At 64.1% G+C, this 19,064-nt stretch carries 4 protein-coding genes; all 4 read right to left on the bottom strand.

Annotated features, from left to right (window positions below; all coding sequences use genetic code 11):
• Position 1 precedes the first annotated feature (1 nt).
• From G6N81_RS08375 to G6N81_RS08360, 4 genes are read right to left on the bottom strand one after another with little or no spacing between them, the layout of a single operon-like run.
• On the bottom strand, positions 2 to 3,205 hold the full coding sequence (locus G6N81_RS08375) for a non-ribosomal peptide synthetase (protein ID WP_165135539.1): 3,204 nt from the start codon (positions 3,203 to 3,205) through the stop codon (positions 2 to 4).
• Positions 3,202 to 9,978: a non-ribosomal peptide synthetase gene (locus G6N81_RS08370; protein WP_165135536.1), complete on the bottom strand. Its 6,777-nt coding sequence runs from the start codon at positions 9,976 to 9,978 to the stop codon at positions 3,202 to 3,204. The genes G6N81_RS08375 and G6N81_RS08370 overlap by 4 nt, the downstream gene beginning before the upstream one ends.
• Positions 9,971 to 14,575 (bottom strand): SDR family NAD(P)-dependent oxidoreductase, encoded by a 4,605-nt coding sequence (locus tag G6N81_RS08365; protein ID WP_165135533.1) that lies wholly within the window; start codon positions 14,573 to 14,575, stop codon positions 9,971 to 9,973. Before G6N81_RS08365 ends, G6N81_RS08370 begins: the two co-directional genes overlap by 8 nt.
• A 12-nt stretch (positions 14,576 to 14,587) precedes the next feature.
• Positions 14,588 to 19,054 carry a type I polyketide synthase gene (locus G6N81_RS08360; protein ID WP_165135530.1) on the bottom strand — a complete coding sequence of 1,489 codons (4,467 nt, stop codon included), beginning with the start codon at positions 19,052 to 19,054 and terminating at the stop codon, positions 14,588 to 14,590.
• Positions 19,055 to 19,064 lie beyond the last annotated feature (10 nt).

The raw sequence follows: 19,064 nt of genomic DNA, 5'->3' as shown, positions 1-19,064 counted from the left end.
CTCAGTCCTCTTCCTCAAGATCAAGGGCAAGTCGGTTCAGCATGGACGGCGCCGCAACCAGGGATGCGTCATCGTCAACGTCGTCGGCCGATTCGGTTGCATTTGGCGTTGTCAGGCGCACGATGCGCTCGTCCAGCGCTCGCACCGTGGTGTGTTCGAACAGCTCGGTCACGGCCAACTCGACGCCGAGCTCGGCGCGGATGCGGTTGTTCACCGTGAGCAGAGTGAGCGAGTTGAGCCCGAGATCAAAGAAGTTTGCCTGCACGTCGACGGATGCCACTTCAAGCACATCGGCGAAGATCTGCGCGAGTACCGCGCCGCTGCTTCCGGGAGCCGCAGTCACCGGCACCGGCGTCGTGCTCGGCTCGGTGGTGACGGCCGCCAGCAGCTGCGCGCGATCGACCTTGCCGTTGCGAGTGAGCGGGATCGTGTCAACACGATCGATCGATGAGGGAACAAGATACGCAGGCAGTGCGGCTCCGAGCAGACGCCTCACCTCTGCCGGCGCAAGGTCACCGTGCGTCGTGAAGAATCCTGCCAGGCGCAACGCTCCCGCCGTCTCGATCGCGAGCACGGCCGCTGTGCTGACACCCGCCACTGCTGTGAGAGCGCGTTCAACCTCGCCAATCTCGACACGGTAGCCGTTGATCTTTACCTGGTCGTCTGCGCGGCCGAGGTACACGAGCGTCCCATCAGCACGCGAGCGCACGAGGTCGCCCGTCCGATACACCCGCGCACTGCCGACAGCTGCGAGTGAGATAAAGCGTTCAGCTGTGAGCTCTGGGCGCTGCAAGTATCCGGCGGCGACGCCCGCGCCTCCGACGCACAGTTCGCCGAGCGCTCCCGGGGGCAACAGATTCAAACCACGATCGACGACGAAAGCACTCGAGTGTGCAAGGGGGCGGCCAATCGGAATCGGCCCACCGCGCAGATCGTCGGGGGTGATCTCGTGCGTCGTCGAGAACGTGGTGTTCTCTGTGGGACCATAGCCGTTCGTGATGCGCAGTCCGGGACAAGCCGCCTGGACCCGCTCCACCTGGCGCGGTGCGAGCGCGCTTCCTCCGATGAGGAGGTGGTCGAGATCCACAAACAGGGCCGGGTCGAGATCCGCGAGCTGATTGAACAGCCCGACGGTGAGCCACATCGCCGTGATGGCTCGCTCGGCGATTACCGACCGCAGACGATTCCCGTCGAGGACGTCCATCTCGTCGGCGAAGACGAGAGTGGCGCCGGATAGCAGCGCTCCCCACATTTCGAACGTGAAGGCGTCGAAAGCCGGTGAGCTGGTATGCAGGATGCGCTGTGCCGGGGTGAAGTCGAAATAACTCTGATCAGTGACCAGGCGCACCACGTTGCGGTGCGTGATGATGCACCCCTTCGGTGTGCCGGTCGACCCCGAGGTGTACATCACATATGCGGGAGCGTCGGGCGTGGGGATTCGCGTGATCACGGCCGAGGTTCCGAGCTTTTGCACGTCGACACTGAGTAAGCGCAGATCAGTGGGGATTCGCGACGCACGATCGTGGTCGACGCAGACGACGACGGCCTCGGCATCGCGCAAGATTGTCGCGATCCTCGAATCCGGATCCTTGCCATCGAGCGGCAAGTATGCCCGACCCGACATGAGCACACCCAGTAGCGCGGCCACGAGGTTCGGGGATCGGCCCACGAGCACGCCAACGGGGGCATCGCTGCCCGCCGCCGCTGACTCGACCTCGGTGGCTATCCGGCGGGCCCGATCGTCGAGCTCGCGGTAGCTCAGAGAATCCGGTCCGGCATCCAGCGCGATAGCCTCCGGAGTCGACTGCACCCAGCGTGCGAAGTCTTCCAGAATCGTACTGTCGATGATGCCTTCGTGAATGTCGACGTTTGATGCTTCGACAAGGGCGATCTCATCGAGCGCGAGCGCGGGCTGGTCCAGAGCGATGGTCAGGATGCGCACCAGGCCGTCGGCCAGCATCTGCACCCGTTCCTGGGGCAAGCGTGCCTCGTCATACGTGAACGTGACGGTCGGCGTATCGCCCGGGTTGACGACCACGTGCAGGGCGTAAGGTGTGCGTTCGAAGACATCCAACCCGGTGACCCGCAGCCGTTCGTCGTCGTCGTCACTCATGAAGGATTCGACCGGCGGATAGTTCTCAAATGCGAGCACGTGATCGATCAGCTCGCCTGCCCCGGGCACCAGCGCAGCCACCTCGTACAGCGGATGATGCGCGTGAGCCGTTGCGAGCCGGGAGTCCTCGTGCACGGCACGGCACATTTGCTCAAAGTTCGCATCTGCTGTGCTGGTCACGCGGACGGGCGATGTATTGACGAAGAGCCCCACCATGTGTTCGATGCCCTCAACAGGTACGGCACGACCGGAAACCACGCTTCCGAAGACCACATCGTCGCTGTACGCCACCTTTTGAAGCAATACGCCCCAGGCGGCATGAAAGATCGTACTTGCGCTGACGCGCCACTCACGTGAGGCGCGTGCCATGGCACTGACGACCTCGCTGCCGAGCTGCACGGTGTGCATTCGCGTGACGGTGGCATCAACCGACACCGCCGCGTCTACGGGGATGAGCGTTTTGCGTTCATAACCGCTCAGCCGCTCCGCCCAGAAATGCTCAGCGTCGGCGCTGGGAACCGACTGGCACCAGTCGATATAGCGGCCGAAAGGATGCTCTTCCCGACGCTGTATGATCTCACCGCGTTCCTGTGCCTCGCCGAGATACTCGAACAGTGTCGCGAAGAGCGGCCCGAGCGACCAGCCATCGAGCACGATGTGATGAAAGGTCAGCAGCAGATGCGTGGTGTCGTCGTCGACGAGAAGTACAGTGGCGCGCATCAGCGGGTCAGCCGCGAGGTCGAATCCGCGAAAGCGATCGGCAGCCTTCACATCGTCGAGTCGAGACAGCGCATCGCCGTCTCTGCGCAGATCAACCACCTCGACCGGCATGGTGCGCTCGCGCATCACCACTTGGAAGGGGTCGTCCGTGTTTCGATACGAAATTGCTGTGCGCAGCACCGCGAAGTGCGCGCAGGTCGCAGCCAAAGCCTGGTGCAATGCGTCGAGCGGCAGCGTGCCGACGAGAGTGAAATCGAACTGCTCGATGTAGGCGTCGCTGTCAGGGTCACGAACAGTGCTGAAGTACATGCCCTTCTGCATCGCGGTCAACCGATTGATCGACTCGACGGCGGGCGCGGCGGTGTCTGTCATGAGTTCCTCAGTGCGTTGTCAGCGCCGGAAGCGCTGTGCGTTGGAGTGTTCGAAACGGATGCGTCAACCGCTGAACCGAGATCGAGACCGGCGAGAATATCTGCCAGAGTGTCGGCGCCGAGATCAGCGGGCGCGATAACTGACCGCGCCTGTGTGGAGGCGAAGGCATCGAAGACCTCGGTGAATGCCGAATCGAGTGCCATCGAGAAGGCCGGCGCAATCGGATCATTCGCCGGCAGGCGCACCTCAACCACCAGCGCGTCCGTCCGCAGCTCCGCGACCACATCGATCCAGATGTCTGAGGCGTAGTGCGCATCCACCGTCATCTCAGCGGGAAGGTGCTCAACCTCGAGCACAGACGACGATGCCCCGCCCGAGTGCTCCTGAGTCCCCAAGAAATTCACGCGCAGCTGTGGGCGCATGGCTTCCAGCAGCGAGCGATCGTCGTCATCGAGATCGTCGTGCTGAATCAGAGGCCGAAAGCCCGTGCCGTGTGCCGGAAGCTCGTCGATATCTCGACGCAGCTGCTTCGCGTCAGCAACAGCATCCGTGGTCACCGCGACCAGCTGAGGATAGACCGTCGTGAACCAGCCGACGGTTCGGGACACCTCGGCGGCATCGCCGAGAGCGTCTCGCCCATGCCCCTCGCGAGCCACGAGCAACTGCGATCTGCTCCCCCACTGCGCGGCTGCTCGCGCCATCACAAGCACGACGACGTCGTCGCGGCCGAGACCGGCATGCTCCTGCGCGGCTTCGAACAGCGCCGTAGCGCGTTCGCCATCGATCATGTGTTGCCCCTGTACGGTCTCATCGCGTCGCAGCTCACCACGAGTGAACAGTTCGACCTCATGTGTCGCACGTGCCGCGAGCGCCCGCCAGTAGGGCAGCTCGCTGCGGCGTTGGCCGCGAGCTGATTTCTCTGCCATCTCCGCGGACCATTGCGCTATTGGCCGCGTCGCCACCGGGTCGATACTTTCGCCGCTCAACGTGCCGACGATCTCAGGCAGCAGCACCGTCCACGACACGACATCGACGCTGAGGTGATGGGCTGCGAAGACGATGTAATCGTCCTCGACACCGGCTGCGATGAGCGGGCCGTGCTGCTCGTCTACAGCTGCCTGCACCGCCGCGATCGGGTCGTCGATGTCATCGGCGCGGGCGTCGATCACGATCGGTGCCACCAGCTGATCTGTCGAACGCAGCCTCAGGGTGCGGCGCGCGGTAAGCGTCGTGCGCAACGCCTCATGACGCTCCACTGCCTGCTCCAGAGCGCTACGCACGGCCGTGGCCGGCACAGACGAGTCGACGCGCACGCGGATGCTCTGTGTAAAGAGCTTCCCGCTATTGTGCTCCTCATCGAGGTAGGCCTGCTGTGCTGGAGAGGGCGTCACCACACCGAGCGGTGTCGACTGAACAACTTCCCTGACGCGCTCGACGCTTGCGCCACCTGATCGCGACCGGTCTGAGAAACGATCCGCTAGCGTGCGAATGGTCTCGTCTCCGAGAAGGTCAGCGACCTCGATCTCGATCCCCTTATCGCGAAGCCCGGCTACGACCTGGATCGCCTTGATCGAGTCGCCCCCGGCTTCGTAGAAGACGGCATCGATGTCATGCACGACAACGCCCAGGCAATCCGACCACACCGATCGAATGTCGTCGATCAACGAGTCCGCGATAACGTCACTTACCTCAACGGGCTGCGGCGTCGGTGCCACGTCCTCGCGCGCAGCCAGTGCTGCCACATCGACCTTGCCGTTGGGCGTCAGCGGCACCTCGTCCACTTTCGTAAGGAACGCGGGCACCATGTAATCGGGCAGCTCCCGGCGCAGGTGCGTACGCAGCTCGACGGATGTCGGCCCGTCAACGTCTCCGGTGAACCACAGGCACAGGCTCGGCGTCGCCCCACCGCGTGCGAGCACGGCGGCGTGAGCCCACGTGACTCCTGCGGCACGGCAGGCGCTGCGGGCGATCTCCTGCGGTTCGATGCGGAAGCCACGCACCTTCACCTGGTCGTCGATCCGACCGCGGTGGTAGAAGCATCCGTCTGACCCCAGCACTGCCAGATCTCCGGTGCGGTAGAGGCGCTCGCCGGGCGCCGCCGGAAGCGAGACGAACTTCTCAGCCTGCAGCTCGGGCCGGTTGACATAGCCGTCAGCCACGCCGCGTCCGCCCACGTAGAGTTCGCCTTCGACACCGACCGGGCACGGGGCTCCCGTGGCATCCAATACTCGAATGGTTGTCGAATCGAGAGGACGACCGATGGGAAGGGGGTCAGAGCTGGCGGCATCCACTTCCGTCACGGTCGCGAACACGCTCGTCTCCGTCGGACCGTATGCATGGATGAAGGTCGTGTTCGTGAAGGTCAGGCACGCACGCTGCACGTGCGGGTACGAGGCGGTCTCCCCGCCAAAAATAATTCGGCGCACGGCTCCCAATGCCTGCGAGTCATGCTCGACGAGCACGTTGAACAGTGCGGTCGTGATGAAGAAGGTCGTGACGCACTCGCGGTCGATGAGCTCGACCAGACGAGGTACGTCGGCGGCTGTCTCTACCTCGGCGATCACGACGCGTGCACCGTTGAGCAGAGCGCCGTAAAGGTCATAGACAGAGCCGTCGAATGAGTAGTCCGAGATCATGAGGAAGGTGTCGTCCTCGTGCACGGGCGCATACCAGGCGTCCACCACGACCCGCAGGATTCCCTCCTGACGGATGACAATTCCCTTCGGACGCCCCGTCGTGCCAGAGGTGTACATGACGTACAGCGGATCGGCTGGCGAGGTCTCACGAACGGCGGGGCGTGGAGCATCCGCCGCCGCGCGGCACTCGGCGACGTCGATCACCGCTGTTGCCGCTGGCGCTGCCCGCTCGGCCGCATCGCGACGATCCTGATCGCACAGCACCAGACGGGCTTCAGAGTCCGTCAGGATGCCGCGCAGTCGTTCATCGGGAAAAGTGGTGTTCAACGGCACATACACGCCACCGGCCGCGCAGACAGCCAGCATGGCCGCCATCATCTCAGGGCCGCGCCCGACGAGAATAGCAACGCGATCACCCGGCATCACGCCTCGTGCGTGCAGGCCACAGCGCAGAATCTCGATGCGCTCACGAAGCTCGCCATAGCTTGTGCGTCGTCCTCGGTATACGATCGCATCCCGCTCGGGGTCACGTTCGGCCATGTCAAGGAACCTGCTGAACACGCCCTCCGGCTGACGCTTGTCCAGTTCTACCGCCGGCGAAACCGCGTAGCTGCGGATGAGATCGCGCTCACGCGCATCCATGCGCTCCAGCGAATCACGTGACGAAGAGGCGTCGGATGCGATGAACTGACGCAGCACATGGACGAAGCGATCCGCGTAGAGCTCGATCGTCTCCGCGCGAAACAGTGCTGTCGCGTACTCCCACTCCAGCGCGAGTCCGCCAGCGGCGGGGCGTGCTGACAGGGTGATGTCGAATTTGGCGGTGCCCGTGTGGAACGGCACCTGTCGCTCGCCGTCGTTCTCTAACGCCATATCGATGTTCTGATGCGCGAAGTATACGTCGAACATCGGGCGCCTGCCTGCCAGGCGCGGGGCGTCCACTGCGGCGGCAAGCGACTCAAGCGGGAAACTCTGGTGCGCCACGGCTTCGCGCACACGCTCGCCTGTGCGCGAGACCACATCGGCGATCGTGTCGCTCTCTTTCGTATCGATGCGGACGGCGACGGTGTTCACGAACATACCGACCAGATCGTCGGAGCCCGGTGCCGTGCGGCCCGTCACAGGCATGCCGATCACGATGTCTTCTTGTCCACTGGCTATCGCCAGAACGCGGTGGTAAGCGGCAAGCAAAACCGCCGTCAGTGTCACACCGCGTGCGCGTGCCCAGGCAGTCAGTGCGGCGAGCATGTCATCCTCGACCACACGCACGTGCTGCGTTCCGTCGACCGACAGCGTCGTCGGCCGACGGAAGTCTGTGTTGAGGTCGAGAACGGGCACACCATCCGAGAAACGCTCACGCCAGTAGCCGCGGTGCTCGATCATCGCGGCATCCGTGTGCGCAAATACCGAATCACGAGCGATCTGTTCGGCGTCGGGCAACGCCGGCAGCGCCGCAGAGTCAAGCAAGTGGCGCAGATCGCGGAAGAGCACGCCCATCGACATTCCGTCGGTGACGAGATGGTGCATGTCGATGGCCACGCCGCTGGTGCCGTCGGCAAACTCGGCATAGCCGACTCTGATGAGCGGCGCCCGAGTCAGCTCGAACGGGCGCACCCACTCTGACATCGCCTGGGCTGCGACAGCCTCATGCTCGTCGGTCGTCTCCGGGTCAGCCAGGGTGAGCCTGTCGATCTGGACGGATGCTGTGGCATGCACGCGCTGCACTGGCGTGCCATCGATCAGGTGGAACGAGGTGCGAAGGGCAGGGTGACGGGCAATCAGTGCGTCCAGCGCCGCCTGCAGAGCGGAAACATTCTGAGGCTCAGGGGCCAGGAGCATGCCCGAGACGTTGTAGTTCACCGAGTCATGGAAGTACTGCGCTGAGGTGAAGATGCTGCGCTGTTGCGGCGTGATCGGAAGGTCGATCGATTCGCTTTCTCCCCCGCTCACCGACTCTTGCGCTGCGCGCTCAGACAGCGTCTCCGGGCTGAAGTTGCCTTCCTGATGCAGCGCGCGAACGAAGTCAGCCAGCTGCGGCTGTTCCAAGATCGCAGTCTCCGAGATCGCTGAACCGAGAACCGCACTCGCCTGCTGCGTGAGTTTGACCGCTGTGATTGAGTCTCCGCCCAGTGCAAAGAAGTCAGCTGATTCATCGATGTGTGCGTAGCCGAGAACGCCGCTCCATACGGCGCGCATCGCGTTCGTGAGCGGGTCGCCGTCGCGGCGTAGCGCGTCGGCGAGGATGCTCTTCGGATCGGAACCGGATGCGGCCGAGCGTCCGGCGAGGACGGCTGTCGGAGCACTAGCTGATCGTTCCTCCCACACGCGCGTGCGGCGAAGAGGTTGCGGAGGTAGCGGGATTCGTCGGCCGTCATCCGTGGCGAAGAATTCTTCTGCCGTCGGATCGCCGCCAGCGAGGTATCGCGACAGCGCACCGTGAGCGCTCGTCGAATCGAACCGGACCACGGCGTCATCGCCGCGGCGCAGCACTGCTTCGTCGATTCGGCTCTCGGCGACAGAGCGCAGCGCGCTTCGCAGCCCATCTCGGTCACGAGCATGCACGACAACACGGGTCTCGTGGTGCTCGCGCCCCTGCACGGTGGTGAAGAGAATGTCTTCCATAGCCAGCTCGCTGTTCGCGGTCAGACGGCTCTCCAGTGCGCTCGCGGCGCGTGCGAGCAGGTCTTCATCGCGTGCTGAGAGCGGCAGGAAATAGTTCTCGCGCTGCGCTACACGCTCGCGCTTGTGCTCGTGACCTGCCAGGACCACATGGCAGTTCGTTCCGCTCAGGCTGAAGCTGCTCACTCCGGCGCGTCGTTCAGCGATCGGTGTCGCCCACTCGGTCGTGCGATCGACAACGTATACGGGAGAGCCGGAGGGATCGCTTAGAGGATTGGGGGCGGTGAAGTTCACCGTCGGCGTCATCACACCCCGCTCGATCATCAGAAGCGTCTTGATGAGCGACGCGAGCCCTGCTGCCCCGACGCTGTGCCCGATGTTCGACTTGACCGATCCGATCCCGCAGAACTGTCGACGATCGGTCGACTGCGCGAAGGCAGCTGCCAGCCCCTTCAGCTCGATCGGGTCGCCGATCGTGGTGCCGGTGCCGTGCGCTTCGATGTACTCGATCGACTCGGGCACCACTTTGGCGCGCGACCAGGCCTGCACAAGAAGATCACGCTGTGCGGTGGCGTTCGGGGCTGTGAGACCGTTGCTCTTGCCATCGTTGTTGACAGCGCTGCCCAGAATGACACCGTAGATGTGGTCGCGATCGCGCTGCGCCGCGTCAAGCGGTTTGATGTACACGGCCGCCACGCCCTCGCTCCAGACCGTGCCGTCGGCGGCGGCGTCGAAGGGGCGCACGCGGCTGCCATCGGATTCTGTCTCGTTGCCGATGCTCGACGGTGAGAGGAAGAGGTTCGCGCCGGCGACGAAGGCCGTGTCGCAGTCGCCCTGCGAGATCGCCTTGATCGCAGCGTCCAACGCTACGAGGCTCGACGAGCATCCGGTATCGATGACCTGTGCCGGACCGCGCAAATTGAGGTGATAAGACAGCCTGCTGGCGAGGATACCGGTCCACGACCCGGTGATGCCGCCAAAGTCAGTCTCCTCGAGAAATGGCAGATACGACGTGATCAGACGATGCGTATGGTCATTGCCGACGAACACGCCCGTTCGGGTCCCCTGAAGCTGGTCTCGCGGGTGGCCGGCGTCGTCCATCGCCTCGATGAGCGCATGCATCAACACCCGATGGTAGGGATCGATCTGCTGGGCCGTACGCGGTGGGATCCCAAAGTACTCGGCATCGAACTCGTCGATGGCCGCGAGATATCCGCCGCGGCGTACATTCGCGGCTGCGTCCGGGTCAACCCGCAGCAGATCCGCCAGACGGTCAGAAGGGAACTCGCCGATCGACTCACGCCCTTCGGACAGTGCGTCCCAGAATTCTTCTTTGCTCTCACCACCCGGGAATCGGCAGGCTATGCCGACGACGGCCATAGGTGTCGACTCCGGTCGCGACGAAGCCAGCGATGCAACGAACTGTCGGGCGCGGTCGGCATCGAGTCGACGCTCCTTCGCCTCCAACAGCACGTAGCGCAGCAGATCCTTGCGGGCATCCGTCACGGTCTCACTCATGGCTGGCTACCCCCTCGTTAGCGAACATGGCGCTGAGCTCGTCGTCTCGTAGCTCGGCGAGAACTTCGCCGAGCAGGTCATCGCGCGGGCTCTCGGTTGCCGGCTCTTCCTGCCCGGTCGACGAAGCGATGAAGTCAGCGAGGTCGACGACCGTGGAATACGAGAAGAGATCAGCGATGTCGACGACGCCCGGATAGCGTTCGCCAAGCACACCCAGCAACTGCGTGGTCACCAGGGAGTTGCCGCCGAGCTCCTGGAAAGATGCGAAGGCATCGATCTTCGACAGGCCGAGAACCGCCCCATAGCACGAGCCCACCGCGACCTGCACCGGGGTGGGATCTGCGATCCCGGTCAGTTGCACACTCGTGATCTCATCACCGGAGGGGATGTTCTCCGGCTTCGCGGCGATCTGCGCGGCGACCTCGGCAGGGATCTCAAAGGGCAAGCCCGCCGCCTCGTCTGCCAGCACACGTGTGTCGAACGTCGAGGGCACGATGTCGTCGGCGGGCTCTGCGAGCACGCCCAGCAGCCACTGAAAGCCGTCGTCCAGCGAGATCGAGCGCACAGGCGCCTGATCGTCGACGCCATGCTCCACGGCCATGCCCGCGCCCGACCATGCTGGCCAACGAACGGATGCCGCGTGCACACCGCGCGAGCGCAGATCTGCAGCGAGGCCGTCCATATAGGCGTTCGCGGCGCAGTAGTCGCCCTGTCCCGGCCCACCGAGCAGTGAGGTGATCGACGAGAAGAACACGATTCGCCCCTGATCCGGCACCGTCAACAGCTGGGTGGCAGCGTGAGCACCCGAGACCTTGGGGGCCAGAACCGCGGCAAACTCCGCTTCCTCCTTGCGGGCGAGGAACCCAGCACCGGCGATGCCAGCAGCGTGCAGCACGATATCGATCGCGATCTGTTCGGTTCGCAGCCACTCGGTGAATGCGTGCACGTCATCTTCCCTGGCGAGGTCAACGCCGAACCACCGCGCTCCAGGGATTGCGTCGATGCGCGCACGTGTCGCCTCATCAGGGGTTCGCCGTGACAACAACAACAACCGTGCCGCACCGGCAGCGGCGAAGCGTTCGGCGAGAGCGAGGCCCAGACCGCCCGTTCCCCCGGTGATGACGATCGTGGCGCCTGTGACCGTGTGGTCTTCGACCGTGCGACCTGCGGCGAAGTCTGCGCGGCGGATGAGCACGCGCGATCCGACGACCGTTCGCGGCGTGGCACGATGAACGTCCACGATCTCGCGGACGAGCACGGCGTTATCGGCGTCGCGCCCGGCAGAGACGACATCGACCAGCAGGTTCTCATGCTCCTGTCCGACCACGATTCCTAGCGCCGCCGCAGCCGCCGCGGCCGGGGCAACGCGGTCATCCGCCGAGAAAGACCAGGCGTCGCGAACCGCGATCTTCAGCCCCTCGGACGGTCGCACTCGACTGTCGACAAGGTGGCGCACGAATGAGAACAGCTGCTGAGCATCGGTTGCTTGCTGGCCATCGCCACCGTCAAACGCCCAGACGATGCCCTCCGCCCCCGCGGCTACACGATCCGTCACCGCAGTAAAGCTCGTCGTATCCGCTTCGATATCTCCCGTCAGTCGCACGACCTCTACGGCGCGGCCGACTGCTTCGAAGGTCTGCTCCCACTGGCGGCCCGCCGGGGAATCACCGATGACGAGAACCCACGACCCCTCGGATACGGCTACCTGCTCTGCATCCGGCACCTCGCGCCATGAGAACTCCAGGCTTCGCGGCGCACTGTCGAGTTGGAACCGGCTCCACTCGACCCGCTTGACCGAGTAGTCGCGCACCTGTGCGAACACGTTTCCCTCGGCATCGACGAGATCGACGTCGTAGGTGATGACCTCATCACCATCGGCCCCGCGGCGCTTGGTGATGACGGAGTGGAACTCGTCAGGCATCGGCCCATGCAGCACGAGCTCTTTATAGACATACGGCAGGTAGGTGTGCTCGCCCATCTGCGATACGAGGTTGACGGCGTGATCTAGCATGGCCGGGTGAAGCGCGATCTCGCTCTCGCGTGACACACCATCACGCAGGCGGATGCGCGCTGTCGACTCGGTCTCACCGATCCAGGCTGCGCGAACGCAGTCCCACCGCGGCCCGAATTGAAAGACGTCGGTCTCGGGTTCGGCGTCATAGGGATCATGCACCTCGGCGGCGGCCGCTGCGATCGCGATGAGATCGACCTCACGCCGCTGCACTGTCGAGTCTGACGCGCCGATACGACCCTCCACAAGCGGCACCGATTCGCCGTCTCGCGCGCCGGCGATACGGAACGCATATTCATTCCCATCGCGGGTGAGCGTCGTCGTCACGACGGCCGACTCATCTTCGTCGAGGGAAAGCGGGGTGAGGAAGAACACCTGCGAGAGGCGCATGTGCTCGGCACCCGTGACGTGTGCATAGGCCGCTCTGGCCATCTCCAGGTAGGTCGTGCCGGGAATGACCGCTGTGCGGTTGATGCGGTGGTCATCGAGCACCCAGTGCGTTCGCGGTGACATCGTGCTGGTGAAGACGATCTCGTCGGCCTCTGATGAAACGATCGTGCCGAGAATGGGGTGGCTGAAGGAGGTGGCGGGGCCCTGCAGTTGCACCCGCGACGTCAGAATCGGTGCCCAGTGCCGGTCGGGGGCATAAGGATAGGTCGGCAGCGGCACACGCCGACGGCTTTCGCGCGGATAGAACTCGGCGAAGTCGACCTGCGCTCCGGCGACATAGCATTGTCCGAGCCGCTCGAGGTGGCGAACATCGCCGTCACGCAGATAGTCGCCCAGTGCCGTCGCGGCATCCGCCGTGATGCTCCGGCGCTCTTCTGCCGTCAGCTCACCCGGTTCGCGATCGCGCTTTTTCGCACTCACCAGCGCATGCGAACCGGCAAACACAGCTCGAGCAGGCCGCGAGGCGATGCCATCGCTGTACACCTCGCGCAGGCGGTCGCGGATCTCTTCGATCGAACGGGCGACGATGAGCAGACGATGCTCGTAGTGCCCGCGCCCGAGGTTCACGGTCGCACAGATGTCGTTGAGGCTGAACGGGGTGTTTTCGAGTGTCCGCGCGAAACGATCGACAAGTTGGCGAAGCGCAGTCGGCGTCTTCGCGCTGAGGGTGAACAGCGATGCGCTGTGCGCGGGCTCAGAAGGACGATACGCCGGCGCTTCTTCCAGCACCATGTGAGCGTTGGTGCGGATGAAGCCGAATGAGCTCACCCCGGCACGGCGGACCCCATCGACGGGCTCCCATTCCGACAGCCGGTCGTTGACGTACAGCGGACTTCCCGTGAAGTCGATGTAGGGGTTCGGCGATGCGAAATTGGCCGACGGCGCCAGCTGGCCTGCTTCGAGCATCTTGACGACCTTCGTCACGGCCGCGACGCCGGATGCCGCGACCATGTGCCCCATTGACGTCTTGAGCGAGCCGATTCCGCAGAACTGACGCGCCTGAGTGTGGCGGCGGAAGGCGTTCGTCAGGCCCTTCGCCTCGATGGGGTCACCGAGCACGGTACCGGTACCGTGCGCTTCGATATAGCTGATCGTCTCGGGATCCACGCTGGCGCGGGACCAGGCATCGAGGATCACACGTTCCTGCATGAGAGCGTTCGGCGCCGTGATGCTGTTCGAAGTGCCGTCGTTGTTGATGGCCGTGCCTTTGATGACGGCTCGAATGTGGTCTCCGTCGGCTAGTGCACGCGCCAGTGGCTTGAGCACGACGATGCCCGCTCCCTCGCCCCAGAGCGTGCCATCCGCGCGCGCATCGAAGGTACGAACAGTACTGGCACTGGATACGACGTTGTCCATGGAAGCGCCGTTGATGTGCTCGGGGCGAACCTCGCCGCCCGACGACAGGTTGATGCCACCCGCGAGGGCGACATCGCACTCCCCCAGAGTCAGGGACTGGATCGCCTGATGAATGCACACCGCGCCCGCAGAACAGGCTGTATCGGTCATCATGGACGGACCGGTGAAGTCGAACAGGTATGAAATGCGACTTGCGACCATGCCTTCCCATGAGCCAGACAACTGCATGGGGCTGCGTTCAGAGAACATCTTGTAGTAGGAGTAGTTCGTCTGGTCTCGCCCGACGAAAACTCCTGTTCTGCTCCCGCGCATAGCCTCGCCGCCGTATCCGGCGTTCTCCATCGCCTCGTAGGCGATCTCGAGAGCGACCCGCTGATGCGGGTCCATGTAGTCCGCCTCCAGCGGCGGGATCGAGAAGAACCCAGCGTCGAAAGTGTCGATGCGGTCCATGTATCCACTCAGGTCATAGATCCGATCGAGATCGGCCTCAGCCACGGGCGCACCAAGCAGAAGCTCGGCATGTGCGGGATTTCGAAGGATCTCGCGCTGGTCGTCTTTACGCAGCTGAGGGAAGTCACGCAAACAGTTCGCCCCCTCGACGAGGCTGTCCCAGTACTGCTCTTCGTCGCCTGCGGATGCGAAGCGTCCCGCCAGCCCGATGATCGCGATATCTTCCCGAACCGCCGCATCCGATATCTCCCGGAGGAGCTTTTTGGTCTGCGCGCGATCGATATTCTTCGCGACGTGCTGGGCAAGGATGAATTCTCGGACGTTTTGCATGGCATTCGCTTTCTAGATGAGCCCGGGCGATTCCTCGATGCTCAACTCGCCGCGTTCGATGCGGTCGAGCAGAGCGTCGAGATCGTCTTGATCGTCTGCGGAAGGTGTTGCGGAGCCAGCGGTGCGCTCTCGCAGCACCTCGGCCTGCGCGGACACCGTCGTGTAGCGGAAAAGATCAGTGATGTCGAGCGCTCCGGGGAAGCGCTCGTCAAAGATGCGCATCATCTGCGAGCTGATGAGCGAATTGCCCCCGAGCTGCTCGAAGTCCTCATGAGCGTCGAGTTCGTCGACGCCGAGACATTCTGCCCAGATAGCAGCGACCGCGCGGTCGATGTCATCAACATGCGCCAAGCCCAGGAGTCGAACATCTTCGCTTCGCGGCTGTGTGGCCGTCGACGATGTCGAGGTGCGCACCGACTGCAACGTGCCCGGCATGATCACCGCGGGCGCATCGCGCCAGTTGATGAGCCGCCGCAGCAGATCGATGCCGACGTCTGGGTCGAGTGGCACGAAACGATCCTGCTCGTCGACGGCACCGAGTCGGTGCGCCATACCGACCTCGCGCCAGGCCGGCCACTGCACGCTCACAGCAGGCATTCCATGACGTGCGCGATGGCGCGCGAGAGCGTCGAGAGACCTGTTCGCAGCCGTATAGTCGGACTGCCCGATATCAGCGGTCAGCGCTGCGATGCTGGAGAAGAGCACGAAGAAGTCAAGTTCGTCCTCAGCGGTCGCCGCGTGCAGATTCAACCCGCCGATCGCCTTGGGCGCGAAAACCGATTCAAACTGGTCTCTGGTCTTCGTGTGCAAATAGCCTGCACCGGGTCGACCCGCCACGTGCACTACCCCCGTGATACTGCCGTACCGCTCACGGACCTCAGCGACGACCTCGCGAGTGCGAGCCTCATCGGCGATATCGAAGCGTTCGACAACGATGCCGCTCGCCTCCAACAGCTCATCAGAACGAGGGGTATCAGTCACGGAGGAGCCGAACACGACGACCGAGTCGTAGCCATCTGCCTTGAACGCGAGCGCCGCTTCGCGTCCAAGAGCGCCGGTTCCGCCCGACACGATTACCGCTCCCTCGCCGTGGCTCTCACGCTCAATCAGGGGAATGGGTGCTGGGCGCAGATCGGTGACGTGGGCGATGCCGCCGCGATATGCCACAGCACGCGGACGTTTTGGACTGAGCATCTCGTCTACCAGCAGAACCGCTTCGCTCGCAGAGTCAATGTCGATGAGGCGGATCCCCAGCTCACGGAACTCGGTGGCGGCAACGTCGAAGAGACCGCCGACGGCGGCGTGGCCGGGGCTCGCGTCGTCGGCAGCTGGGTCAATCTCATACGCACCGCGTGTGATGATCGCAAGCCCATGTTCAAAGCCGACGCGGCGCGTGGCGATGAGATCGAGCACGTCGAGACCGGCTGTGATGGCACCGCGCGAAGCATCCGCAACAGCGCGCTCATCGGCGAGGGGAACGAAGTAGCCGAGCGCGAACTGCGCATCGGTGGCGACGTCTTCGGCGTCCAAAGGATCCAGCACCCGGGTGACAGCCATTCCGCGCCGCTCAAGTTCGGCGACGAGCGCGTCACTGGTGGCGCTGACCCTGCCGATAACAAGCGCACGACCACCAGGTGTGGCTGTGCTGACCTCGGCCGCGTCAATTCGCTTCGCCACCGTGAGGTGGCCGTAACCGTCGTCGCGCTGGTCGCGAACGGCTGTGATGCAGTAACGCTCGGCGGTGAGCACGATCGTTCCGGCTGCGTCCGTGACGATGACGTCGAAGACGTGCATCCGATTCTCGACCGACTCCGGACGGTGGATGAAATGTGCAAACGCTCGCGCAGGAAGCCTGCCGTACACCTGCAACTCACCGTATGAGAACGGCAGGTAGAGGGCTGCGTCTTCTGTCAGGTTGTTCGTCGCGTTCACGAGCAGATCCAACAGTGCCGGATGAAGCAGATGCTCATCGATCTCATGCGCGTTCTGCGGCGGCAGAGCAAAATCGAAAAGATACTCGGTCGCCGTCGCGTTCGTCCTGCCCGAACGCGGGCCGTCAGTCCAGCGTGAGCCCAAGACGAGCCCGCGATCCACGTCACGATCATCGTCGAGATCTACCTCGACCGAGAGTCGATCCCTGATCGCTGCGAGATCCAGTGCCTCCGGAGTCTCGGCGTGCGAGGTGACCTCGAGCTCTGCGCGCACGTGCGTCGTCCATTCGCCGGTGTCGCCGCGCGAGACGATGCGCACGTCGTATTCATGCTCATGCGCATCGACCTCGCGCTCGTCGAGATGAATGTGCAGCTCGCGCGGCTCAGCGTCTTCGACCGTCACGGGTTCTTCGAACACCATCCGTCGGATCCGCACGGGCGCCGCTTTCGCGCTCAGCGCGCTGGCCGCTGACAGCACGAGGTCGATGAGCCCCGTGCCAGGAAGCACGCTCACACCCTGAACACGGTGGTCTGACAGCAGCCAGTGCTCGCGTGCATCCAATCGATGCACCGCGACGGCGCGCCCCGCAGAGACCAGGATGCTGTTGTTCACGATGCTTGCCATAGCCGATGTCCTAGCTGCTCTCGGAACCCAGCAGTGGATGTCTTCGAAGGGGTAGGTGGGCAAGGCGATGCGGCGGCGCGATACGGCATGTGCGCGCCTGAAATCGACGTCGCCGCCGCGAGCATAGGCCTCGGCCAATGCTGTGGCCGTTTCGCGATCTGCCGCCTCACTGTGTTGGGCAGCGAGCGAATCGGCGCGCCGCGTGAGGGCCTCATGCTCAGCCTCGGTGAGATCGCCGTCACGGGCCCCCCGCTGCGTGCGCAGGACGACACGGCAGCTTCCCCGACTGACGGCGGGGTGAGCGTAGCCGTTCGAGAGGCAGCGCAGGGCATCGAGTAGCTCATCGTGATCGTCAAACACGATCCCCGCCCGCACGGAATGATGCGTGCGCCCCACGCCCGCGGTGTAGACCATGTCGTCGGCATCGATCGTGGCCGACTCGAGGAAGGCGACATACCGCTGCGCGAGCCGACCGAGCGCCAGATCATCCTGGGCGCTGAGCGGCAGCACGCGCGAGACGCCCTGACGACTCGCACCAGGAGCAACGGCGTCGGCGCTGCGCACGATGAGATGGCAGTTGGTGCCGCTGAGACCGAAGCTGCTGATGCCGGCGTGCAGGTGACGCTCATCGTCCCACGCAGTTGCCCTGTCATTGACATACAGCGGTGATCCCACGAAGTCGATCTGCGGATTCGGCTCGCGAAAGTTCAGGCTCGCCGGCAGCTCACGGTGCTGCATCGAGAGCACGACCTTCGCCAAGCCCGCCAGGCCCGCCGCGTTGTCCATGTGTCCGACGTTCGTCTTCACCGTTCCGACCGCGCAGAACTGCTGACGACTACTCCGCGCGCCGAACGCGCGTGTGATTCCAGAGATCTCGATAGGGTCCCCGAGGCGTGTCGCCGTACCGTGCGCCTCGACATAGCTGATGCGTTCGGCGGGTGTTTCGGCATCCGCCAGCGCCGCCTGAATGAGCGCGGCTTGTGCCGCAGCATCCGGCGCCGTGATTCCGTTCGACGTGCCGTCTTGATTGACAGCGCCGCCCAGGACGACAGCGCGCACGGTGTCACCGTCGCGCTCAGCGTGGTCGAGACGTTTTAGCACGAAGGCGAATGCGCCTTCTGCTCCTGTGGTGCCATCACTGCGCCGATCAAACGTGCGGGTACGGTGATCGGCGGCCTCCGTGGCTGCGATATCGACCACGCCGACGCCCTCGTGCTGCGCGATGACCGGCACCAGATCGCATTTGACTCCGCCCACGACCGCCATCGTGCACTCGCCTGACTGCAGCGCGCGCATGGCCGTATAGATCGCGACGAGCCCGGAAGAGCACGCGGTGTCGATCAACATCGCCGGCCCAGAGAAATCGAGCAGATAGGAGAGCCGACTCGCGATGATCGAGCGGACGTTGCCCGCAACGGCTGCCTCAGGCGGGCGCGGCTGCGATGCCTGCACGATCGAGCGGTAGTCGTGGCCGAAGTCCGACGACATTCCCACGTAGACGCCGATACGCTGACCGCGGACGTCTTGACCGAGGTGTCCGGCATCCTCCAGGGCCTCCCACGCCGTCTGCAGGAAGATGCGCTGATTCGGATCGAGCATTCGCGCCTCCTGACGCGACATACCGAAGAAGCGGTGATCGAAATCCGCAACAGAGGGCAGGCGCGCGCCGCCGATGAGATCCGCATCGCTCAAGCTCGCTGTGCCGCGCGCGGCGAGGAAGTCCTCAACATCATCACGGCGTTGCCCGGCGATGCGGGTGAAATCCTGCTCACCGTCGCGCAGCAGCTGCCAGAACTGCGCCAGGTCGCGTGAGCGCCCCGCGCGCCCAGCCATGCCGACAATCGCGACCGGCTGCCGTGCATTCCCCGTATCCGGGCGGCCTTTCGCCAGAGCGACGTCTGTGAGATCCAGTATGCGGCTCATCGTTCGTTCG

This window comes from Microbacterium amylolyticum (assembly GCF_011046975.1).
In the GTDB taxonomy this organism is placed as follows: domain Bacteria; phylum Actinomycetota; class Actinomycetes; order Actinomycetales; family Microbacteriaceae; genus Microbacterium; species Microbacterium amylolyticum.
Note: the sequence above shows the minus strand (reverse complement) of the source record. Positions and strands in the feature narration are given on the sequence as shown.